At 64.0% G+C, this 22,622-nt stretch carries 21 protein-coding genes; 6 read left to right on the top strand and 15 right to left on the bottom strand.

Annotated elements, in window-relative coordinates; translation table 11 throughout:
- Positions 1–36: 36 nt before the first annotated feature.
- Positions 37–1,494, bottom strand: a complete 1,458-nt coding sequence (locus K289_RS0120940; protein ID WP_156918084.1) for an outer membrane protein — start codon at positions 1,492–1,494, stop codon at positions 37–39.
- Between the two features lie 344 nt (positions 1,495–1,838).
- On the opposite strand from K289_RS0120940, the gene K289_RS0120935 reads away from it, so the two are divergent.
- Positions 1,839–2,783 (top strand): AraC family transcriptional regulator, encoded by a 945-nt coding sequence (locus K289_RS0120935; protein ID WP_198024746.1) that lies wholly within the window; start codon positions 1,839–1,841, stop codon positions 2,781–2,783.
- 14 nt (positions 2,784–2,797) lie between these two features.
- Here the strand turns inward: K289_RS0120935 and K289_RS44790 are convergent, their stop codons facing one another.
- The 3 genes from K289_RS44790 to K289_RS50590 all read right to left on the bottom strand — a co-directional run bounded on the left by K289_RS44790 (position 2,798) and on the right by K289_RS50590 (position 5,283).
- Complete coding sequence (locus tag K289_RS44790; protein WP_051310702.1) at positions 2,798–3,355, bottom strand: NYN domain-containing protein; 558 nt, start codon at positions 3,353–3,355, stop codon at positions 2,798–2,800.
- 93 nt (positions 3,356–3,448) lie between these two features.
- Entirely contained in the window at positions 3,449–4,036 is a 588-nt protein-coding gene (locus tag K289_RS44785; RefSeq protein ID WP_371260842.1) for a hypothetical protein, read from the bottom strand.
- Positions 4,030–5,283, bottom strand: coding sequence for a YadA-like family protein (locus K289_RS50590; RefSeq protein ID WP_371260841.1), 1,254 nt, complete (start codon positions 5,281–5,283; stop codon positions 4,030–4,032). The genes K289_RS44785 and K289_RS50590 overlap by 7 nt, the downstream gene beginning before the upstream one ends.
- 379 nt (positions 5,284–5,662) lie before the next feature.
- Here K289_RS50590 and K289_RS44780 point away from each other — a divergent pair, with 379 nt between their 5' ends.
- Together K289_RS44780 and K289_RS0120910 are read left to right on the top strand one after the other, a co-directional pair.
- Entirely contained in the window at positions 5,663–6,637 is a 975-nt protein-coding gene (locus K289_RS44780) for an AraC family transcriptional regulator (RefSeq protein ID WP_051310699.1), read from the top strand.
- Positions 6,638–6,757: 120 nt separating this feature from the next.
- The gene (locus K289_RS0120910; protein WP_027553326.1) at positions 6,758–7,906 is read left to right on the top strand and encodes a M20 family metallopeptidase; all 1,149 of its coding nucleotides are present in this window, start codon (positions 6,758–6,760) and stop codon (positions 7,904–7,906) included.
- 102 nt (positions 7,907–8,008) lie between these two features.
- On the opposite strand, the gene K289_RS51650 is transcribed toward K289_RS0120910, so the two are convergent.
- From K289_RS51650 to K289_RS0120855, 11 genes are all read right to left on the bottom strand, one after another.
- Positions 8,009–8,164 (bottom strand): hypothetical protein, encoded by a 156-nt coding sequence (locus K289_RS51650; RefSeq protein WP_027553325.1) that lies wholly within the window; start codon positions 8,162–8,164, stop codon positions 8,009–8,011.
- An 87-nt stretch (positions 8,165–8,251) separates the two neighbouring features.
- Positions 8,252–8,833 (bottom strand): flavin reductase family protein, encoded by a 582-nt coding sequence (locus tag K289_RS0120900; RefSeq protein WP_027553324.1) that lies wholly within the window; start codon positions 8,831–8,833, stop codon positions 8,252–8,254.
- A gap of 32 nt (positions 8,834–8,865) precedes the next feature.
- Entirely contained in the window at positions 8,866–9,702 is an 837-nt protein-coding gene (locus K289_RS0120895) for an ATP-binding cassette domain-containing protein (RefSeq protein WP_027553323.1), read from the bottom strand.
- Positions 9,703–9,709: 7 nt separating this feature from the next.
- The gene (gene ssuC / locus K289_RS0120890) at positions 9,710–10,516 is read right to left on the bottom strand and encodes an aliphatic sulfonate ABC transporter permease SsuC (RefSeq protein WP_027553322.1); all 807 of its coding nucleotides are present in this window, start codon (positions 10,514–10,516) and stop codon (positions 9,710–9,712) included.
- Positions 10,513–11,679: an FMNH2-dependent alkanesulfonate monooxygenase gene (ssuD, locus tag K289_RS0120885; protein ID WP_027553321.1), complete on the bottom strand. Its 1,167-nt coding sequence runs from the start codon at positions 11,677–11,679 to the stop codon at positions 10,513–10,515. The genes ssuC and ssuD overlap by 4 nt, the downstream gene beginning before the upstream one ends.
- Positions 11,676–12,629, bottom strand: a complete 954-nt coding sequence (locus K289_RS0120880; protein ID WP_027553320.1) for a sulfonate ABC transporter substrate-binding protein — start codon at positions 12,627–12,629, stop codon at positions 11,676–11,678. Before K289_RS0120880 ends, ssuD begins: the two co-directional genes overlap by 4 nt.
- Before the next feature lie 38 nt (positions 12,630–12,667).
- On the bottom strand, positions 12,668–13,618 hold the full coding sequence (locus K289_RS0120875) for a sulfonate ABC transporter substrate-binding protein (RefSeq protein WP_027553319.1): 951 nt from the start codon (positions 13,616–13,618) through the stop codon (positions 12,668–12,670).
- 420 nt (positions 13,619–14,038) lie between these two features.
- On the bottom strand, positions 14,039–15,208 hold the full coding sequence (locus K289_RS0120870; RefSeq protein WP_027553318.1) for a cytochrome P450: 1,170 nt from the start codon (positions 15,206–15,208) through the stop codon (positions 14,039–14,041).
- A gap of 119 nt (positions 15,209–15,327) precedes the next feature.
- Positions 15,328–16,200, bottom strand: a complete 873-nt coding sequence (locus tag K289_RS0120865; protein ID WP_027553317.1) for a L,D-transpeptidase — start codon at positions 16,198–16,200, stop codon at positions 15,328–15,330.
- 362 nt (positions 16,201–16,562) lie between these two features.
- Positions 16,563–18,002: a DUF1254 domain-containing protein gene (locus tag K289_RS0120860; protein WP_027553316.1), complete on the bottom strand. Its 1,440-nt coding sequence runs from the start codon at positions 18,000–18,002 to the stop codon at positions 16,563–16,565.
- A 93-nt stretch (positions 18,003–18,095) separates the two neighbouring features.
- The gene (locus K289_RS0120855; protein WP_027553315.1) at positions 18,096–19,301 is read right to left on the bottom strand and encodes an LLM class flavin-dependent oxidoreductase; all 1,206 of its coding nucleotides are present in this window, start codon (positions 19,299–19,301) and stop codon (positions 18,096–18,098) included.
- Between the two features lie 274 nt (positions 19,302–19,575).
- On the opposite strand from K289_RS0120855, the gene napE reads away from it, so the two are divergent.
- From napE to napA, 3 genes are read left to right on the top strand one after another with little or no spacing between them, the layout of a single operon-like run.
- Positions 19,576–19,761 carry a periplasmic nitrate reductase, NapE protein gene (gene napE, locus K289_RS0120850; protein ID WP_027553314.1) on the top strand — a complete coding sequence of 62 codons (186 nt, stop codon included), beginning with the start codon at positions 19,576–19,578 and terminating at the stop codon, positions 19,759–19,761.
- Between the two features lie 25 nt (positions 19,762–19,786).
- A complete protein-coding gene (locus tag K289_RS0120845; RefSeq protein WP_027553313.1) occupies positions 19,787–20,101 on the top strand; it encodes a chaperone NapD in 315 nt (104 codons plus the stop codon).
- Between the two features lie 16 nt (positions 20,102–20,117).
- On the top strand, positions 20,118–22,622 hold the full coding sequence (gene napA / locus K289_RS0120840; RefSeq protein ID WP_027553312.1) for a nitrate reductase catalytic subunit NapA: 2,505 nt from the start codon (positions 20,118–20,120) through the stop codon (positions 22,620–22,622).

The raw sequence follows: 22,622 nt of genomic DNA, 5'->3' as shown, positions 1-22,622 counted from the left end.
GCAACCGCCGCCGGGATCGATTCCATGCCATGTGTGTCACGGAGCGACCTTGTAGTTCAAACCAACGCGGAAGATGTGATCGTGGATGGTGGTCCAAAATTGCTCCACGTTACCGCCCGGCACCGTCGGCGGCACATCGTGCGCTACGCGACCAAGATCGAGATAGAGGTATTCGGCTTTCGCCGTCCAGCGGCCTGACAACGCCGCTTCAATACCGGCACCTGCAGTCCAGCCGGATTTGGTATCGCTGAAGTGTCCCGACGCGAGTGCACGACCGAAGAATTCGTCGAGATAGCTGGTGTCCACACGGCCCAACGCAGCACCGCCGGTGCCGTAGATGAGAACCGGGCCCATCGCGTAACCCGCGCGGCCGCGGAATGTGGCAAACCAGAGCAGAGCGGCATCGAAATCGAGCTGCCCAAGGGGATCGCAGAACACGCAGCCGGCCCGACGCTGATCATTGAGCTGGAAGTCTGCCTCGACGCCAAGAACAAGGTTCTCCGCCTGCCAATTCAAGCCAGCCTGAACTCCGCCGTTCAGGGAGCGCGGCGCAAAGGTCGTCTGGTCGGCGTCTTCGCCCCCCTCGCCGTAAGCACCCAGGCCGCTCCCCACCCCAAAGCCGATATTGCCGCCCAGATAGAAACCAGTCCAGCTAGCCGGGGTCGGCGCCATGGCATAAGCGTTTGCAAGGCTGGCATAAGGGCCATGCGGGACGTCGTTCATGAGGTAGTTCAACCCAACGCGGAATACGTGCTCTCGAACGTCGGTTGAGAAATCCCTGGTCGGAGCGGGCGCAGGAGCGGGGTTGGCAAGCGAATAGCTCATCCGACCAAGGTCCGCATAGAGGTACTCGATCCTGGCGCTCCAATGCCCACCGAGAGCCGCTTCCATGCCGCCGCCGGTCGTCCACCCGGCCTTGGTCTCGCTGAAATTGCCTACCACCATTGGAAACGGGTCCAAGGCCGAACTGAGCGATGTCTTGACGCGGGCGAAGGCGGCGCCGCCGGTAGCGTAGAGCAGAGCTGGTCCGAGGCTATAACCCAGACGACCGCGAACGGTGGCCAACCAGGAAAGCTCTTGGGTCGCGAGGAAGATATTGGTCGAACCGCACGTCGAGACGCAAATCGGCGATTGCCTCAACCCACTTGCCTGGATGTCGCCTTCGACCCCCAGGACCCAGCCTCCTGCCTGGAAGTTATAGCCAAGCTGGGCGCCACCCAACGCACCCGCAGACCCAATCACGAGTCGCTGGCTACTACCCGGGAAAGACGACAACTCCATTGGGTCGGACGCGGCGCCATACCCCAGATTCACGCCGGCATAGAACCCGGTCCAATCATAGCCCGGGCTTGGTGCGATCGGCGCCTTCACATAGGGCGTCGGCGCGAGATCGGCAGCCGATGCGGCGGCCATGCCGCCGACGAGGAGGAGCGAGATGCCGAGCCGCAGGCTCGTCGCGAACGATCTCATGAGGGAAAGAAAAGGAGGACGCACCGATGTAAGCTCATTTCACGGAATCGAGCGGATTGCTCATCGCTCACAGAGATAGCCGCTGCCTCCCGGATGCGTTTGATCCCAGGCGAAACGCCGTTTGCACAGGGACGAACAATCCCCTGTTCACCCGCGCAAGATGCATTCCGGCAACACCCGGGCGGACCGAACGCTTGTCCTTAGGCGAACATTGCTTGTCTTATGACGCACAACTTGGCTCTGTGCCCCCGCCTCGAGGCGCCCCCGATATCGCCCGGATCAGATTCAGATGGATTTATCGAACGCTCTTGCGGCACACTGCGACCAGTCGACGCGCGCCTCGCAGAACCGTTCGCATGCAGCAATTGTTGAGATTTTCAACCGACGCGCTCCCGGCGCGTGACCGTCTTGCGGTCTGGAGTGAGGTGTTCGGGCATCATATCGCAAAGACCCAGTTCGAGCCGGTGGATCCCCTTCACTATTCGCAAACGGCGACGCTGCGAAGCGTGGCAGGGTTGTCACTGATTTCGGGAAGTTCGGTCGCGTTCCGCGCGACACGCAATCGGCGATTGGTCGCTGACGGAAATGATGATCTTGCGTTGATCGTCAACACGATGGGTAAGTCAGGGTTTCGTCAGCTTGGTCGCGAGACCGAGATCGGCGCAAACGACGCAGTCCTGATGTCGAACGGCGAGGAGGGAAGTTGCGTCTATCCCGACGCCACCCGGTATGTCGTGATCGGCGTTCCGCGCAATGTCATCTCGGGATTGATGAAAAACGCGGAGTCCGCATTGTGCCGTCGATTGCCATCTTCCGACACGCTACATCTACTGCTCTCGTACATCCGGTCGGTCGATCAACTGGCGCTCGACACCCCCGGCCTCTCTCGAGTCGTCACCACGCACATCCAGGACCTGATGGCACTGGCGATCGGCGCGACCGGTGATGGGGCGGAGCTCGCGCGCGGCCGGAGCCTGCGCGCCGCAAGGCTTGCCGCCATCAAGCTCGACGTCAGGAAGCTCTTCGGCCGCGCCGACCTGTCGGTGGTCACGGTGGCATTGCGCCATGGCGTGACGCCGCGCTACGTGCAAAAACTGTTCGAGAGCGAAGGCACCACCTTCACCGAATACGTCGTCGAACGACGGCTGGCGGAAGCGCGGCGCATGCTTGGCGATCCTCGGTTTTCCGACCACGCCATCGGCGATATCGCACTGCGCTGCGGCTACGGCGACATGCCGCATTTCAGCCGCTCCTTCCGTCGCCGCTTCGGCATGACGCCGACGGACGCAAGGGCGCACCGCGAGCGATCCTGAGCCAACCGGCGGGTCTACGGAGGTTTCAGCCTCGCTGGTGAGCGCGCCGACTGGTCGCGGCCGAGCAACTCTCGCAGCTCCATCAACTCGATGAAGGCGTCGGCCCGGCGGCGTAGCTCCTCCGCGATCATGGGCGGACGACGTGTCGAGACCACGGTGACGCGGACGCCACGCCGCTGCACCGCCTCGACCAGCGAGCGAAGAACGCCGTCGCCCGAGAACAGCACCATCTCGTCGATGTATGCGGCGAGCTCCATCGCGTCGACCGCGAGCTCGACATCCATGCTGCCCTTGATCTTGCGGCGGCCGCTGGCGTCGATGATCTCTCTGGTCGCCTTGGTGACGACGGTGTAGCCGTCATAATTCAACCGATCGATCAGGGGGCGAAGCGGGACATGCTCACGATACTCGGCGATCGCGGTGTAGTAAAATGCGCGCACCAGATTGCCGCTCCGCTTGAATTCGTCGAGCAGGCGTCTGTAGTCGATATCGAAGCCGAGCGCCCTGGCCGTCGCGTGCAGATTGGCGCCATCGATGAAGATCGCGGTCCTATTAACGGGAAACGGCGACACGATTGCGACTCACTCTGCTGGAGGATGCGGCTGAAACAACTCGGACATCGGAACAAACTCCTTGGTGATCCACGCTGCTCCAAGACCTCTTGGCTATTGGGGCCGCGCCGTGGTCGGCACCTGCGCCTTCTGGCCGGCCGCGGGGGCGGTGGACTTGGTCCCGGCAGGCGGATTGGCGGCCGGCAGGTTGGATGCCATGGGCGCGGCGGGCACCGGAGATCCCAGCGAGACCGAGATGCCGAACAGACGCCATTGCCCGTTCACGGGGGCATAGAGCAGCTCGAAGCTGATCTGCTGCGGCACCGATGGAAAGAACCCGGCCATGTGCATCATGCCGCTGGCCTCGATCTGCGGCAGCATGGTGAGCTGCGGATCGATCGCAGTGACGCCTGAGATGTCGAGATGATCGTTGCGCTGCTTTGCAAATATCTCCGCCAGGCGCTCCGGGGTGTTGCTCTGGAAGCCCGGCGCACCGAGCTCGCGCAGCACGGTGTAGTTGCCGGTCTTGTTGGCCTGATCGAGCGCGATCAGCGCGGTGCGGATCAGGATCAAGACGCCGTTGCGATCGATTTGCGCGGGCTTCGGCGCCGGCGTCTCGGCTCGCGCGAGACCACACGAGGCGACTAGCGCCAGCGTCGCGAGCAACCGCGCACAGCGAAAAGGCAGCCTGCGTCTCACCACGCGAAGGTCACGCCTGCCCTGCTGCCGACGCCGCCCTGCGCGAAGCCGGCACCGACGCCGAGGTTGATCACCGCATAGTCGTTGACGCGCATCTGCGCGACGACGCTGCCGGCGTTCTGGCCACGGAAATTGCCCCAATTGGTCGAGATCGCAAAGCGCTTGTCGGAGGGCAATGCGGTGGCCCCCATGGAGATCGCGATCGCGGCGCCTTCGAAGGACTGCTTCATTTGCGATTGCAGCACGCCGACGCTGGATTGCAGCGAATCGACCTGGGACTGCAATCCCGAAACATTCGGAAGCGTGACGTTCGACGCGGCAAGATGCCCTGCCGCGTCCGTCGTCACCACCGAGACCGGGCCGGTCTGCGCAGCAGAGCTTGCCGCCGAGGTGAGGCCCGCTAGCTTGTAGGTGTTCGCCGCCGTGCCGACGGCCACCTGGTTGTTGGCGGACGCGGCGGCGCCATTGCCGATGGCGGTCGAATTCAGGAAGCCCGCCGTCGCGCCGCTACCAATCGCGGTGCCGTTTGTACCGCCGACCGAGGCGTTCGCACCGATCGCCGTACTGTTGCTTGCGCCAGCCGCGGCCCCCACGCCGATGGCGGTCGCGTTCGTGCCTCCGGCGATGGCCTGGTAGCCGTAGGCCGAACTGCTGGCACCGGAGGCGATGCTGTAAGCGCCCATCGCCGACGAATTACCGCCGTTCGACCGGGCCGCCGTTCCGATCGCGACCGTATTGCCGCCGTTGGCGGTCGTAGAGGCGGGCGTCGCCGCGCCATCAACCGTGCCGGAATCCGAGCCGATCGCAATATTACCGCCATTGCCCGTCAATGTGCCGGCCGTCGCATTGGCGCCACTGGCTATATCGCCCGCGGAGAGTGCTGAGCTTCGGTAGCCGTAGGCCGAAGCGCCGGTTCCTGAAGCGTTACTGCTCGAGCCCGTTGCAGTGGAGTTGTTGCCCGCGGCCGAGCTGTGGTCACCCACGGCAATCGAGTCGAGTCCCTGTGCGGAACTAAATACGCCAACCGCGGTCGCTACAGCGCCAGCCGCGCTGGCACGTCCGATTGCCGTCGCTCCAATAGCGGTTGCCTTGCTGCCCGTTCCAACTACAACTTCGTTGTTAAATACATCCTCGGCGCTCGCGGCAGGACTCGTGCCGCCCGGTCCTGTCACCGTCTGCGCCTGCGCCCCCGATGCGGCGACGACGACAAGCGCGGCAGTCGTGGCAATTGCCTTGAGGGACCATTTCATCTGCTCAACCCTTCCTCGCGAGCGACGCCAGGCGTGGCCTAACCCCGTCGCATTCGTACGTGCACGCTCCGCAGCAACGTGACTCGCCACGATTGATCGACAGCTAGCGCAAGTGACGCACATCCGTTTGTCCCGAAGCGAAGCCACGCTTGCACGCACGCGAATTTGCGTCCGTTTGTTGCCGGCGATGCAGTCCCGCAACAGCGTCGCGCCGCCCGAATTGTCGACCTGCGAACAAGTTTTGTCGTGAAGCGAAAGCTTGCTTCGCCGTTGCTGCGAACTCCGGTGCCTTGTGCCAAAGCATTCGAACCGCCGTCGACACTGACGCAACTATTCGACGGGAGGCGGCGATGCCGCCGCACTTGGAAACCGATCTCTCATGCAGAGCTTTCTGAAATTCTCGACCGACGCATTGCCAGAGCGCGACCGCATCGCGATCTGGAGCGACGTGTTCGGGCGCTACATCATCCGCTCGCAGCTCAGGACGGTTGGCAGCGAAGCGTTCTCCCAGCACGCCACGTTGCGGCAGCTCGGAAGCCTGTCGCTGGCGTCGACCGCCTGCAGCGGCTTCTACACGCGGCGCACGAGCGTCGAGATCGCCGACGGCAACGACAACCTGAATCTCATCATCAATCTCACCGGGATCGCGGAGTACCGGCAGCTCGGCCGCGAGACCGTGGTCCAGGCTCGCGAAGCGATCCTGATCTCCAGCGGCGAGGAGGTCGAAGGCCTTTATCCGGGGCCCTCGCGCGCGCTGGTGGTCAGCGCGCCGCGCCAGGCCATCGCAGCGCTCGCCGGCGACCCCGAAGCCGTGTTGTGCCGGCCGCTGCCACAGACCGATGCGCTGCGTCTCTTGATCTCCTACGTCCAATCGGCGGAGACGATCACGCTCGATTCACCCGGCCTCGGCCAGGCCTTCGCCACCCATCTCCAGGATCTGGTGACGCTCGCCATCGGCGGCACGCGCGACGGTGAGCATGTCGCGAGCCGCCGCGGCTTGCGCGCAGCGCGGCTGACCGCGATCAAGGTCGACATCGGCAAGGCGCTCGGTCGCGACGATCTTTCCATCGGCGCGCTGGCGCTGCGTCACGGCGTGACGTCGCGCTACATCCAGAAGCTGTTCGAGAGCGAGGGGACGACGTTCACCGAATATGTCATCGAGCACCGGCTGCTCGATGCGCGACGGATGCTGACCGACCCGGCCTTTGCCGACAACGCCATCGGCGACATCGCGCTGCGCTGCGGTTTCGGCGATCTTCCCTACTTTACCCGCTCGTTCCGCCGCCGCTTCGGGATGACCCCGACGGATGCGAGACAGCAGGCGACGCACGGTCGCGGAGGCGGCACGGGCTGAGTCGGCTCGCGAACAGGCGGTAAGCTCCCCCGCTGCGCTCATGGCCGGCCAGCGTAGCTGCGGCTATGTCAAGATCGGCTCAGGCCCTATAAGCGCGGCAGAGCAACCACGCGAGGGACCATGGCAGAGACCCAAATCACGGAATGGCTGGCGTCGCAGCGGCAGGCGATGATCGATCTGCTCAGCGAGGTCGTGAATATCGACTCCGGATCCTACGACAAGGAAGGCGTCGATGCGGTCGGCGCGCGGTTCGAGCGGCATCTTTCCGAGCACGGCATTTCCGCCTGGCGGGAAGCCCACGGTACGTTCGGCGATGCGATCCATGCAGAGGTCGCCAAGCCCGGCAGCAACGAGAAGCCGGTGCTGTTGATGGGCCATCGCGACACGGTCTTCTCCAAGGGCGAGGCCGGGCGGCGCCCATTCACGATTCGGGACAAGCGCGCCTACGGCCCCGGCGTCGCCGACATGAAGTCCGGCCTCGTCATGAACGTGTTCGTCGCCGCAGCCTTCCAGAAATTCGGCGGCAATCCGCATCCGATCAAGGTGCTGATCACCTCGGACGAGGAGATCGCCTCGCCCTCGTCGCGCCCGGTGATCGAGCGCGAAGGGCGCGCCGCGCGTGCGGTCTACAATTCCGAGCCGGGCCGCCCGACCGGTAACATCGTGACCAGCCGCAAGGGCGGAATCTTCATGCATTTCGGCATCACCGGCAAAGCCGCGCATTCCGGCGCCAATTTCGCCGCCGGCGTCAGCGCGATCGGCGAGCTCGCGCACAAGATCGTGCAGATCCACGCGCTGACCGATCTCACCAAGGGTATCACGCTCAATGTCGGGCTGGTCTCCGGTGGCCAGTCCGTCAACACAACGGCGCCTTACGCGGAAGGCCAGATCGATCTGCGCTACATCAACCCGGCGGATCGTGCCAGCGTGATGGCCGAGATCGAGCGGATCATGGCGACGCCCTACGTGCCCGGCACCAGCGCTGTGCTGACGATCAAGGGCGAATTCCTGCCGGCCGTGCAGAGCGAGGACTCCAAGGCGCTGTTCGAGGGCTACCAGGCAGCGGCAAGAGACGTCGGCCTCACCACGCTGCAGGGCGAGTTCTCTGGCGGCTGCGCCGATTCCGGCTTCACGGCGGCGGTCGGCACGCCGACCATCTGCGGCCTCGGACCGGTGGGCGGGCTTGCGCACACGCCGGAGGAATATCTCGAGCTCGACAGCATCGTCCCGCGCGCGCAGGCGCTCGCGCTGGCGATATTGCGGGGATAGTCCCGTAGGGTGGGCAAAGCGAAGCGTGCCCACCACAGCTATGGCAATTTCCGAGAGATGGTGGGCACGGCGCAAATGCGCCTTTGCCCACCCTACGAGATCTCACGAATAGTTCGGCGCGTCCGGCTTGCGGAAGATGTGGATGGGGTCGCCGGGAATGATGGGCTCGCCGCGGAAGGTTGCATAGGCGTAGAGCGCGAGATAGGCGATCGCCAGCGCGCCGACGGCGTAGAAGGCCCAGGTCGCCACGCGCTTCATCGTTTTGCTCCAATGCCTCCCGGCGGGAAGGCTCAAGGGAGCGCTTCTAGAGCGATGACGGGGAAAAGACCAGCCTCGCTCCGGCGATCAAATGCCGCGCCGGCTGCGCGAGGGAACACTGACGTCCGCGAGCTTTGCCGCGTCTTCGTCCTGATCGACCGCCACATATTGACCGTGCCAATAGGCCAGCGCGGCGCTGCGGGTCGAGCTCCTGATCTGCCGCACCCGGCCGATGACGATGCCGTGCGAGTGACGTTCGAGGATCTCCTCGACCTCGCAATCGAAGGCCGATAGCGCGTCGGCGAGTAGCGGAACGCCCGAGACACCCGTCACCCATTGGGCACCCGCAAAGCGATCGGCTCCCTTCAGGCCACCCTTGCCGGCAAAGCGCTCGGCGATGTCGAGCTGGTCGGCATTGAGGATGCTGACGCCGAAGGCGCCGTGACGCCGGATCAGCGGGAACGAGGATGCGTCGCGATTGATGCTGACGAGCAGCGTCGGTGGATCGACCGTGAGCGAGGTCACCGAGGTCACCGTCATGCCGGTGATGTCCTTGCCCCGTCCGGCGGTGATGACGCTGACGCCGCCGGTGAGGTGGCGCATGGCGCCGCGGAAATCGGCAGACGAGACGACAATTTCAGTCATGAGATCGCGGGGGACTACATTCATGGCGTGCTCCCCGAAGCGGGGTCCTCCCTTATTTAGGTACGATCGTCCGCCGACAAAAGGTGGCTCAGGATCGAGCCTTCGAGGCCCGCAAGCTCGACCGAGCCGCGCTGGCGTGGCCGGGCTGCGTTAACCAAGACATCATGGGCGATACGGCCCTCCTCGATGACCAGCACCCGGTCCGCCAGCGCGACCGCCTCGGCGACGTCGTGGGTGACCAGGATCGCTGTAAAGCCCTGATCGCGCCAGACGCGCTCCAAAAGCCGCTGCATCGAGATGCGGGTGAGCGCATCGAGCGCGCCGAGCGGCTCGTCGAAAGCGAGCACGCGCGGACGCGAGACCAGAGCCCTCGCCAGCGCCACGCGCTGCTTCTGTCCGCCCGAGAGCACCGAGGGCCATTGCTCGCGCTTGTCGGCAAGCCCGACCTCGGCAAGCGCCTTCTCGGCACGCGCGTGCGCGTCACCGGAGGCGCGATCGCGGCCAAGGCCGACCTCGACATTGGCGAGCACGCGCGCCCAGGGCAACAGCCGCGGCTCCTGGAACATCACACGAATGTCCTCGGGCTGGATCTCGCCGCCGAAGCTGATGCTGCCGGCGTCGATCTTTTCCAGGCCCGCGATGAGGCGCAGCAGCGTGCTCTTGCCGCAGCCGCTCTTTCCCACGATCGCGACGAACTGGCCGGCGGGAATGTGCAGGTCGATGCCGCGCAGCACTTCATTGTCGCCGAACGACTTGCGCAGACCCCGAATGCTGAGCGGCGGGCCGCTGGTGTGAACCGGGCGCTCCTCGCGCACAACGCGGGCATGCGGCGCGAAATTGGCGCGGCTTGCGAGCTCGGTTTCGGGAAGGGAAGTGCGAAGAGCCGTTTTCATGTCACTCTCAACGTTTCTGAAAGGCGGGGTGCCATGCGAGCGTCAGGCGCTCCAGCACGCGGGAGGCGCTGTCGGCGAGCTTGCCGAGCAGGGCGTAGATCAGGATCGACAGCACGACGACATCGATCAGCATGAACTCGCGCGCCTGCATCGCCATATAGCCGAGGCCCGAGGAGGCCGCGATGGTCTCGGCGACGATCAGCGTCAGCCACATAATGCCGAGCGCGAAGCGGATGCCGACGAAGATCGAGGGCAGCGCGCCCGGGAAGATCACCCGGCGGAACAATTCGCCGTCGGTCATGCCGTAAATGCGGCCCATCTCGATGAGCTGGGGATCGACGGTGCGGATGCCGTGCAGCGTATTGAGGTAGATCGGGAAGAACACCCCGAGCGCCACGAGAAAGAGCTTCGCGCTCTCGTCGATGCCGAACCAGAGGATGACAAGCGGGATCAGCGCCAGATGCGGCACGTTGCGCACCATCTGCAGCGTGGTGTCGGTGAGCTTTGCCGAGAGCTGCGACAGGCCATTGGCAAGGCCGAAGGCGAAGCCGATGCTGCCGCCGATCAGGAAGCCGATAGAGGCGCGCCAGAACGAGACCCAGATGTTGCGGACGAGCTCGCCGGAAAGCAGCAGCTTCCACCCCGCGAGCACCACGTCGCTCGGCGCCGGCAGCACCCGCGTCGGCACGAAGCCGGTAACGCTCGCGAGCTGCCAGATCGCGATGATGGCGAGCGGCACGATCCACTGGATCAGGCCGTCGACGCGCGGCAGGCGGACGCTGCACGGAAGGGAGATGCTGTCGATAAGGCTCATGATTGCGATGCCTGTTGGTGCGGGCGGTAATCGTTGCCGACGGTCTCGCCGAACGGACCGTTGTTGGGATGAAGCCGCGTCACGTTGCTGCCATGCGCTAGCGAGAGCAGCGGGAAGACCAGCTCGGCGAAACGGTAGGCTTCTTCGAGATGCGGGTAGCCCGACATGATGAAGGTATCGATGCCGATGTCCTGATACTCCCGAATGCGCGCCGCGACCGTCTGGGCGTCACCGACCAGGGCCGTTCCGGCGCCGCCGCGCACGAGACCGACACCGGCCCAGAGGTTGGGACTGATCTCGAGCTTGTCGCGCTTGCCGCCGTGCAGCTGCGCCATGCGCTGCTGGCCGACCGAGTCCATGCGGGCAAAGTTCTTCTGTGCGGCCGCGATGGTCTCGTCGCTGACATGCTTGATCAGCTCGTTGGCGGCTCGCCACGCCGCTTCATTTGTCTCGCGAACGATGACGTGAAGACGGATACCAAAGGACAGCTTGCGACCTCGCGCGGCTGCGACCGCCCTCACCTTCGCGATCTTCTCGGCAACCTGCGCCGGTGGCTCGCCCCAGGTGAGATACTTGTCGACGGTATCGACGGCGACGTCGATGCCGGCATCCGATGAGCCGCCGAAATAGAGCGGCGGCCGCGGCGACTGCACGGGGTGGAACAGCAGCTTACCGTCCTCGATGCGGATGTGCTTGCCTTCGACATTTACCGTCTTGCCCGCGAGCAGGTCGCTGTAGACGTTCAGGAACTCGCGGGTGACCTCGTAGCGCTCGTCATGGCCGAGGAAGATGCCGTCGCCCTTGTTCTCGACGGGATCGCCGCCGGTGACGACGTTGATGAGGAGCCGGCCGTTCGTGATGCGATCGAGCGTCGCCGTCATACGCGCTGCGACGCTCGGCGATTGCAGGCCGGGCCTCACCGCCACGAGATAGCGCAGGCGCTCGGTGAAGGGCGCGACGCTGGAGGCGACGATCCAGGAATCCTCGCAGCTTCGCCCGGTCGGAAGCAGCACGCCGAAATAGCCGAGCTGGTCGGCGGCCTGCGCGATCTGGCGCAAATAGTTGAAGTTGACCTCGCGGCCGCCGGTGGCGGTGCCGAGATAGCGGCCGTCGCCGTGGGTCGGCAGGAACCAGAGGATGTTGGCGTTCGCTTGCTTGCTCATGAACCTGGCCTCCGCGCCACGTCGGAAATCTTGATTGCTTTCGGAATCAGGTTGAGCGCGAAGAACGCGTCGGCAACCTGCTGCTGATCGGCGATCACCGCATCGGTGATCGGCTTGATGCCGTAGGCCTGACGCCTGAGCGCCACCTCGACCACGGGCACCGACAATCCGATCGACGGCGCGAGCTGCTCGGCGACCGCATGGATGTCGCCCTTGGCCCAATCGTCGACCGCGCTCAGCTCGGCGAGCACGGCGTCGACGAGTTTCGGGTTGACCTCGAGAAACTTCTTCGAGGAGAAATAGAACTGGTAGTTCGACACGATGTTACTGCCGTCGGCGAGCGTGCGCGCGCCGGTGGCGGCCTCCGCCGCCGCCTGGAACGGATCCCAGATCACCCAGGCATCGACCGCGCCGCGCTCGAAAGCGGCGCGCGCATCGGCCGGCGCCAGGAACACCGGCTCGATGTCGGAATATTTGACGCCCGCCTGCTTCAGCGCCTTCACCAGAAGATAATGAACGTTCGAGCCCTTGTTCAGCGCGACCTTCCTGCCCCTGAGGTCGGCCACCGATTTCAGCGGACTGTCCTTCGGCACCAGGATCGCCTCGCCCTTCGGCGCCGGCGGCTCATAGGCGACATACTGGATCGGCGCACCGGCGGCCTGCGCGAAGATCGGCGGCGCCTCGCCGGTGTTGCCGAAATCGATAGCGCCGACATTGAGCGCTTCGAGTAGCGGCGGCCCCGACGGGAATTCGGTCCATACCACCTTGTAGCCGTCGGCCGCGAGCTTCGGCTCCAGCGTGCCCTTGCTCTTCAACAGCACCAGCTTGCCGTATTTCTGGTAGCCGATGCGGACGACCTTGTCCTGGCCGTAGGATGTCCCGACCGCGGCCGCGACGATGCCGATCGACAGCACGATGGCCGCGATCACGCGTTGAATGATGCGCCTCATGTTCAAACCTTTTGCAATGGGAAGATTGGTCGGCACGATCAGGTCGCCGTGCTGCGCCAGACGATATCGCGGATGACGATCGGCTTCGGGATCAGGCCGAGCTTGTAGAAGCGGTCGGCGACGCCCTGCTGGGTCGCGACGATGTCGTCGGTGACAGGGCCGACCACGAAGGCCGAGCGGTTCGCGGCGATGGTCTGGATGTCCAAGGGAATGCCGGTGACTGCGGCCAGCGATCTTGCGACCTCGTCGCGGTGCTGTTCGGCCCATCTCGCGGTCGCAGTGGTCACGTCGACGATCTGTTGCAGGATCGGCCCGTGGTTCTTCGCGAAATCGCGGTTGGCGATGTAGAAGGAATTCGTCTTGGTGACCTCGCGCGCGTCGATCAGGATGCGGCCGTTCTGCTTGGTCTCGCCGATCGCGAAATACGGATCCCAGATCGCCCAGGCCTCGATGCTGCCATTGGCAAATGCAGGGCCTGCATCCGGCGGCGTCAGATAAACGGGAGTGATGTCGGCATAGGTGAGGCCGGCCTTCTCCAGCGTCTGCACAACGATGTTGTGGGCGCTGGAGCCCTTGGTGAAGCCGATGCGCTTGCCTTTCAGCTCAGCGATCGAGTGGATCGGCGAATCCTTCGGGACCAGAATGCCCTGGCCGTTGGTGATGGGCTGGCCCGCGGCGTAGACGATCGCGGCGCCCGCGGCCTGGGCGAACACCGGCGGAGAATCGCCGACCGCGCCATAGTCGACGCTGCCGACATTCATCGCCTCCATCATCGGCGGGCCCGAGGAGAATTCGACCCATTTCACCTCGATGCCCTGCGGGGCGAAATGTTTTTCCAGCGCAGCCTGCTGGCGCGTGATGACCAGCACGCCGTTCTTCTGATAGCCGATACGAATTTCCTTCACGGCGCTTTGCGCGAAGCCGCGCGGCGACAGCGCCGTCAGCGCGGCCGCGCCGGCAGAGAGTCTCAAGAAGTCCCGACGTTGCATTCCAAGCTCCCGGCCGCATGCGGCCGTCCATTCATTCCCGTTGCAGGAATGATGGTGCGGCCTGCCGGAGGTGTCGAGACGCGCGGAAAAATAGCGATGCGCGCACTGTCGCGCGTGCGACGCGCATGATTAATCTTTCAAACGGTCAGGCGAATGCAGGGAGATTTTTTCCGCACACAAATGTGACGGTCGCGCGCGTCGCAACAGTGCGTGATGAGCCCACCGAAAATCAGGACGAGCCCGGCTCAGCCCGAGGCTCTCGTCACCCGACGACAAAAATATCGAAAACAACCCCATGCAAAGTAGCCGCTGGCCACCGCGAAGGCCTGCTTATTTTCCGAATCGGCTTGACCCGTCGGGCAAAACAGGGGCACGATGCCATCATGGCCGCGCGTGGAATGGGTAGGACCCTTTCCGGACCTAGCTCAGCCATCTCACCGGCAGATTGAGCAGCCCGCGAAAAGCCCAGCCACCGATCCGCACCGGCTCGTCGTCGACGATCTCGATCCTGCTGGCGCGCGCGAACACGGTCGGCAGCGCGACCTCGGCGATCATGGCGCGCGAGGCCCAGGCGCCGGCGCAGAAATGCGGGCCGGCGCCGAAGGCGACGCTCTTGCTCACATCGCGTCGCACGTCGAACTGGTCGGCGCGCTCAAAATGATTCTCGTCGCGGTTGGCCGAGCCGAACATCAGGAACACGCGCTCATCAAGCTCGAACGAGACGTCGCGGATGGTCCATGGCTTTGCGATCCGCCGCGGCGACATGCCGATCGGCGAGATCCAGCGGGCATATTCCTCGAACGCCTGGAGCCAGGACACCTCGCCCTTGCGCACGAGATCGAGCTGCTCGGGATGGGTCAGAAGCGCCCACAACGTGCCCGCAATGGCCTTGCGCGGCTCGTTCTGGCCGCCCGAGATCGCGAGCTTGACGTTGGCACGCACGCTCTCCATCGGCATGCCGGAGGCGAGGAGGACGCCAAGCAGGCTCTGGTCGGGGTTCTTGCGCATCACCGGCAGCATGTCGTCGATGACAGCATCGATGCCGGCAGTCGCAGCATGGCAGCGCGCCTCAACCGCGGGATCGCCCGCGTAATTGGCGATGCCGTCGATCATGGCTTGCGACCAGGCATCCATCTCGCCGAAGCCGATATTGGTGAGACCGGTGATCGACTTCAGGCATTCGCCCGAGAAGGGCAGCGCGAAGTCACGCATGAAATCGATCCGCGCGCCCGGCTCGATCGTGTCGATGATGCGGTCGGCATGGGCCTGGAACTGCGCTGTCCAGTGCGCCTTCACCGTCCTCGGCGACACCGTCGGAAACGCCGCCCGCCGTTCGACCTGGTGCGCCTCGCCGTCCTTGCGCATCATATTGTGGCCCATGAGCTTGTTCATGAGTCCCTGCGGCTGGTGCGAGGAGAACACGTCGATCTGCTTCTCGGAGATCGAGATATCGTCGCGGCTCGCCAGAAGCGTCGAGCCGAGCTGCGGCACGAAGGCGATCGGCGCTTCCTTCCGCATTTTTGCGAGCATCGGATAGGGATCGGCCCAGAACGAGGGCGGGTCGATGTCGATGCGCGGCGCGGTGCTCAAGACAGCCTCCCCTGATGCTCGTATGCTTCAGGCCAGACTAGCGAACTCCGCAGCCGGCGTCTGTCCCTAGCGATAGGGACGGACGGAATTGGGACGCAGACCAGGCACGGAGCACCGAGTTACTTGACCTCGGCGATCCTCGGTCCGGATGACAGCATCTGCGCGTTCGCTGCCGAGAGCCGGTTCGCCGGCGACGTCGGGTCCGGCGACCGGAAAGCGGCGTCGGACGGCGCTCCCTGGGATGGTCGACGAGCAACGGTTGCCGGAAGCACGATCACCTTCGCCCCGACCTTCACCCGGTCGTAGAGGTCCACGACGTCCTCATTGGTCAGCCGGATACAGCCGGACGAAACCCGCTTCCCGATCGTATCGGGCTTGTTGGTGCCGTGAATTCTATATTCGGTCTCGCCCAGATACATCGCCCGGGCGCCGAGCGGGTTGGTCGGACCGCCCGCCATGAACCGCGGCAGATAAGGCTGACGCACAACCATCTCTGCAGGCGGACGCCAATCCGGCCATTCTGTCTTGCGGGCCACAGTCTGTTCACCGGACCAAGTGAAACCTTCGCGGCCGACACCGATGCCGTAGCGCATCGCTTGCGTGTCGTTCAGGACCAAATAGAGGAATGTGTTCTTGGTATCGATGATCACGGTGCCCGGCGCCTGGTGGCTGGCATAGTCAACCACCTGCCGGACAAGTGCTCCGGGACCGTCAGCGGCTTTTGGTGGTTCGACCAGAGGCGCGGGGGCTGGGATCGCAGCCGGAGCAGGAGCCGGTGCTGCCGCTGCTGCACGAACTGAAGTTGCCACGTAAACCGGCGTTGACGACGCCTGGGCCTGGGGTGCGGACGGCTTCCGTGCCGGTTGCACGCTCGCCGGGTGATCCAGCAAACCGTACCCCGCTGCGGCGACAGCCACGACGCCAAGTGCGACTCTCGCGGTCATTGGTAGTGCGAGCGTCTCCGCCTTTCCACGTTTGGCCCGCTTACCCATACTCTTTCCCCAGGTCGCTATGCCCTGAAGAGGTACCCAGCAAAATTTAAGAAACTTCGAAGCGATGTCGCCCAGGCTGGAGCCGTCAGCGATGGTTAACGCCGAACTCTTGCTCGCCAACATGAAAATGGGACTACCGCTTGATATTTGGGTAGCGACGTGGACAACGCTTTTTATCTCCGGAAAACGGACATCTCGACGTACTAAGCGCGAAGGTCAGAAACGGCCCAGTTGCAGACATTGGCTGCGGCCGACCGAAGGCGGCTTTCAGAGTTCGAATAGCGGGAAGGAGACGACTGTGACCCCGACGGTGAGACACCAGGGGCCACAGCCGAGCCTTCGGGCACAATGACGATAGCGACTTAGCTGGCCGCGACTTTTCGCACCGGCGGGACCGTCCAGGTTCCATTAATGATGGAAGGAGACTTCTCGTTCGGCCAGTACATCCGTAGCATCAATACGAACTTGCCAGCCGGAGCCGGAAGCCAGTTGCTCTCCTTGTCGGGACCTGGCGAGTCCTTCTGGATGTAGAGATCGACGGAGCCGTCGGCGTTTGCCTTCAGGTTCTGACGCGGGCTGATCGAGTACCTATTGATCGGATTCTGCACGAAAAAATAGTCGGCATCGTACATCGTCAAGGACCAGAATCCGCCGACCGGCGGAAGCTGGCCCTTGGCAAAGCTCATCACGTATTTGTTCTTGCCTTCGTAGTCCTGGCCATCGGCATCCTTCAGCGACGTCGGATACACGGCATCCTGGATGCGGTTGGCACCAAGGCCGATTGCGGTCACGAGAGCCCGATTGAGGTAGTCGGTGCCGTAGATCCCGGTTTCGCTGTCGTAGGCCCACCCATTCTTGTTCCGGATCGACTTGCCAATCTTGAACTGGAGCATGATCCGGTCAAACGCGATCTGCGGTATACGCTTGGCGAAAGCGGGGTCGAACTTGCTGGTGTCGAATTCCTTGCCGGGTACGAGGCCGATCTTGGCGAACTTCGCCAGCTCTGGAGCATCTGCTGCCGCGGGAGGGTTTTGCTTCATGAGCTGCGCCAGCAGGGTAAAGTAGGCGACGGCATCCATCGCATTCACCTGCTCACGGACGGCCGTCTTCATGTCGACTGAGGGATCGACCTTGCCCGGCGGGGGGGTATATGGCTTGCCATACGAGCTGAGCGGAACAAGCTTGCACTGATCCTGTAGCGCGTGGACCGCTGCATAATCCTCGGGTGTCCCCGTGCAATAGATGCGTCCCAATATCCAGACGATGCTGGTGGGTGATCTGTACTCCTTCACGCCGGATGGCAGCGTGCCTTTCCAACCCGGGCCGGTGATGACGTAAGTCTGCGCCTTGTCGCCAGTGGTCCTCTTGCCAGGCACCTGGAACACGTTGGTCCACCCGTCCAGCATCGGGAAAAGGAAGTAGCGATCCTTCATGTCGGGAAGGCTGATAACCCAAGGCTCGTCGCCGACATCAACAAATGCCGTTGTGTACAGTGTGTCGGCGTTTGGTGCAGTTACATCGCGAAAGCTGGCGTCCGGGTACTGACGCAATTTGATGAGTTGCCCCATCGGGCCGCGCGTACCGATGGGAGAAGCGACGTTGGTAAAAATGCGCCGGGTCATCTCCATCGTCACCAGCGGGTAGCCGTAGACGTAGGCATCGGTCGACAGCCAGAAGTCGTCGCCGGCCTCCGCAGCCCTCAATAGCGGCCCTTCAAACTCGGCACGGGCCGAGCGGGCAAGAGCGAGGGTGGAGACGGCGGTCGCGAAAGCGGCGAGTGTCTGACGGCGGCTGACGGTCATGGATATTTTCTCCCTGAAAAGAAACCGTCCAGCAACCTGCTATCGCTATCTTAGATAGAACTTGACATGGATCAACACTATCCCGGTTTGGCCCTACCCCGCCGCCACCTTCGCCGGCGCGACGTTGATGGCGAGCTTGCCGTAGCGATCGGTGAAGGCCTCAGTGTCGATCTCCTCAAGCTTGATCGCGCCGCTCATCACGCCCTGCTTCCAGGCGGCCTGCTCGGGGTCGCTCTGGAACTCCGGCATCACCTCGCGGGCGAACAGCTCCAGCGATTCGCAGATGTGCTCATGGCTGTTCTTGCCGGCCTGGTTGAGCAGGATGACCTGGTCGATATGGGAGCTCTGGAAACGCTTGAGCTTCTTGCGGATCGTCTCCGGCGAGCCGATCAGGCCGCCGCGCAGCGCCGCCTCCTGCGCCTCCGGATTGTCGCGCTTCCATTTATTGTACTCGTCCCACATGTTGACGGTGCCGGGCGCGGGACGCTGGCGGTTCTGCGCGGCGCCGTAGAAGCGCAGGGCAAACTGGAAGAAAGTGGCGCCGTCGGCGCGGGCGCGCGCCTCCTCGTCCGTCTTGGCGCACATGAAGAACGACACCAGCGCCATGTTCGGGTTGATCTCGTAGTCGGCGAGCTTGTGCAGCCGCTTGGTCATGGCGTTGTAATAGGCGTGCACCCAGGCATGGGCGGCATCGGCGCTGACGAACTGGAAGCCGAGCGCGCCAAAGCCGTGACGTCCTGCCCGCTCGATGGTCGGCAGTTGCGAGCACGCCATCCACAGCGGCGGATGCGGCTTCTGCACCGGCTTCGGCACGACGTTGCGCAAGGGAATGTCGAAGTACTTGCCGTGATGCTCGCTGCCACCATCCCGAAACATCGGGAAGATCGCGCGCACGGCCTCCTCGAACACCTCCTTCTTGGTCTCCATGTCGCGGCCGAACGGCTCGAGCTCGGTGATGGAGGCGCTCTCGCCCATGCCGAATTCGCAGCGGCCGTTCGAGAGCAGATCGAGCACCGCGACGCGCTCGGCGACGCGTGCGGGATGGTTAGTGGTGAGCTGGAGGATGCCGTGACCGAGCCTGATCTTCTGCGTGCGCTGGCTGGCAGCGGCGAGGAAGGATTCCGGCGACGGGGAGTGGGAGTATTCCTCGAGGAAGTGATGCTCAACGACCCAGGCATGGTCGTAGCCGAGGCGGTCTGCGAGTTCCATCTGCGAGAGTGCGTTCCGATAGAGCCTGAGCTCGTCGCCCGCCACCCAGGGCCGCGGCAGTTGCAGCTCGTAGAAGATGCCGAACTTCATGACGCCGCTCTCCCAAGAATTGTTTTTGTTGCCGGCATTCTAAGGAACGGACGAGCGCTGTCCATGCCGGCCCAATTCCACCGCGCGGGAGGTCCGCACTGCCCGATCCAGCCTGACAACTTCAAGTGAAGCGCGAGATGTCGCAAAGGCTTAGGTCGTTCGATCAGCCTTGATCCATGTCAAGGTCAACACCGCCCGGGATACCTATCATGGAACTCTACAAGGCAGCGGCCCGGATGCCGTCCAGAACTCACTACTGCAAGAGAGACCGAATATGTCGGCCCCTGGCGACGACACGACTGGGCGTTTGCGCCGTCGGCGCATGGAGATCTTTGCGTTCCTGTTCCTGACCGCGGTCGTGATGCCCGTCCTCGCAGTGGGGACGGTCGGCTCCTACGGGCTCGCGGTCTGGATCTACCAGATGTTCGCGGGTCCCCCCGGTCCGCCTCCTCCGCATTGAGTCCCCCGAAGCGAAAGACAGGCATATGGCCCACACCACACTCAACCGCCGCGCATTGATCACCGGCCGGGTGATCACTGCCGAGCGCATCGTGCCGCCGCCGGGCGGCGAGATCGCCAGCATTTTGGTGCAGGCGCGCCCCGACCACCTCGCCGAGCTCGAAGCCGCCATCACGGCGCTGCCCGGCTGCGAGATTCATGGCCGCGATGCGCGCGGCAAGCTCGTCGTCGTGACCGAAGCGCCCGACGCGGGCAGCCTCGGCACGCTGCTGAACACCATCCAATCGCTGCCGCACGTCTATTCCGCAGCGCTCGTCTTTCACGCCATCGAAACGGCTTAAGGCCGGGAGAGCCATCATGACGTCACCCAAGCTCGACCGCCGCCAGATGCTGAAGCTGGAAGCCGCCGCGATCGCGGCGGCCGCCGCCGGCATGCCGGCACCGGCGCTCGCCGCCAATCTCGTCTCCGAGCGCGACGCATCCGAACTGAAATGGGACAAGGCCGCCTGCCGCTTCTGCGGTACCGGCTGCTCCGTGATGGTCGCGACCAAGGACAACCGCGTCGTCGCCACTCACGGCGACATCAAGGCCGAGGTCAATCGCGGCCTCAACTGCGTCAAGGGGTACTTCCTCTCCAAGATCATGTACGGCCATGACCGGCTGACGCAGCCGATGCTGCGCAAGACGAACGGCAAGTACGACAAGAACGGCGACTTCACGCCGGTGTCGTGGGACGAAGCCTTCGACATCATGACGGAGAAGTGGAAGGACGCGCTGAAGAAGCGCGGCCCGAGCGGCGTCGGCATGTTCGGCTCCGGCCAGTGGACGATCTGGGAAGGCTATGCCGCCTCGAAACTGTACAAGGCCGGCTTCCGCACCAACAACATCGATCCCAATGCGCGCCACTGCATGGCCTCGGCGGTTGCCGGCATGATGCGCACGTTCGGCATCGACGAGCCGGCCGGCTGCTACGACGACATCGAAGCCACCGATGCATTCGTGCTGTGGGGCTCCAACATGGCGGAGATGCACCCCATTCTGTGGACGCGCGTGGCCGACCGTCGGCTCTCCGCGCCGCATGTCCGCGTCGCCGTGCTCTCGACCTTCGAGCACCGCTCGTTCGACCTCGCCGACATCGGCATGGTGTTCGTGCCGCAGACCGATCTCTACATCCTCAACGCGATCGCCAACCACATCATCAAGACCGGCCGCGTCAACAAGGATTTCGTCACGGCGCATACCGTGTTCAGGCGCGGTCAGACCGACATCGGCTATGGCCTGCGGCCCGATCATCCCCTTCAGAAGAAGGCGACCGGCGCGGCGAAGGCCAACGACTCCACCGACATGAGCTACGACGAATACGTCAAGTTCGTCTCGGACTACACGCTGGAGAAGGCGGCAAAGATGTCCGGCGTGCCGCTCAATCGGCTGGAGCAGCTCGCCGAGCTCTATGCCGATCCCAAGACCAAGGTCGTCTCATTCTGGACGATGGGCTTCAACCAGCACACCCGCGGCGTCTGGTGCAACAACCTCGTCTACAACATCCATCTATTGACCGGAAAAATCTCCTCGCCCGGCAACAGCCCGTTCTCGCTGACCGGGCAGCCATCGGCCTGCGGCACCGCGCGCGAGGTCGGCACCTTCTCGCACCGCCTGCCGGCCGACATGGTCGTGACCAACAAGGAGCACCGCGACAAGGCCGAGCACATCTGGAAGCTGCCCGAGGGCACCATTCCCGACAAGCCCGGCTATCACGCCGTGCTGCAGAGCCGGATGCTCCGCGACGGCTTGCTCAACGCCTACTGGGTGCAGGTCAACAACAATTTGCAGGCCGGTCCCAACGCCAATGAGGAAACCTATCCGGGTTTCCGCAACCCCGACAATTTCATCGTGGTCTCGGATGCCTATCCGTCGGTCACCGCACTCGCCGCCGACCTCATCCTGCCCACGGCGATGTGGGTGGAGAAGGAAGGCGCCTACGGCAATGCCGAGCGCCGCACACAGTTCTGGCACCAGCTCGTGACCGCGCCGGGCGAGGCGAAGTCCGATCTCTGGCAGCTGATGGAATTCTCCAAGCGCTTCAAGATCGAGGAGGTGTGGCCGGAGGAGCTGATCGCCAAGAAGCCGGAGTATCGCGGCAAGACGCTGTTCGACGTGCTGTACAAGAACGGGCAGATCGATAAATTCCCGACCTCGGAGATCGAGGAGGGCTACGCCAACGAGGAATCCAAGGCGTTCGGCTTCTACGTGCAGAAAGGCCTGTTCGAGGAATATGCCTCGTTTGGCCGCGGCCACGGCCACGACCTCGCGCCGTTCGAAAGCTATCATCGCGAGCGCGGCTTGCGCTGGCCCGTCGTCAACGGCCAGGAGACGAAGTGGCGCTTCCGCGAGGGCAGCGACCCCTACGTCAAGCAGGGCACCGACGTGCAATTCTATGGCTATCCCGACGGCAAGGCGCGCATCTTCGCGCTTCCTTTCGAGCCGGCGGCGGAATCGCCCGACAATGAATACCCCTACTGGCTCTCAACCGGCCGCGTGCTGGAGCACTGGCATTCCGGCACCATGACGCGCCGCGTGCCCGAGCTCTACAAGGCGTTTCCGGAGGCCGTCTGCTTCATGCATCCCGACGACGCACAGGACGCAAAGCTCCGGCGCGGCGACGAGGTGAAGGTGGTCTCGCGTCGCGGCTATATCCGCGCCCGCGTCGAGACGCGCGGCCGCGACCGGCCGCCGCGCGGGCTGGTGTTCGTGCCGTGGTTCGACGAGTCCAAGCTGATCAACAAGGTGACGCTGGACGCCACCGATCCGATCTCGTTGCAAACCGACTACAAGAAATGCGCCGTGCGCATCGAGCGGGTGTGA

This window comes from Bradyrhizobium sp. Cp5.3 (assembly GCF_000426265.1).
GTDB lineage: Bacteria > Pseudomonadota > Alphaproteobacteria > Rhizobiales > Xanthobacteraceae > Bradyrhizobium > Bradyrhizobium neotropicale.
The sequence above is the reverse complement of the archived record's forward strand: the minus strand, read 5'-3'. Positions and strand labels throughout refer to the sequence as shown.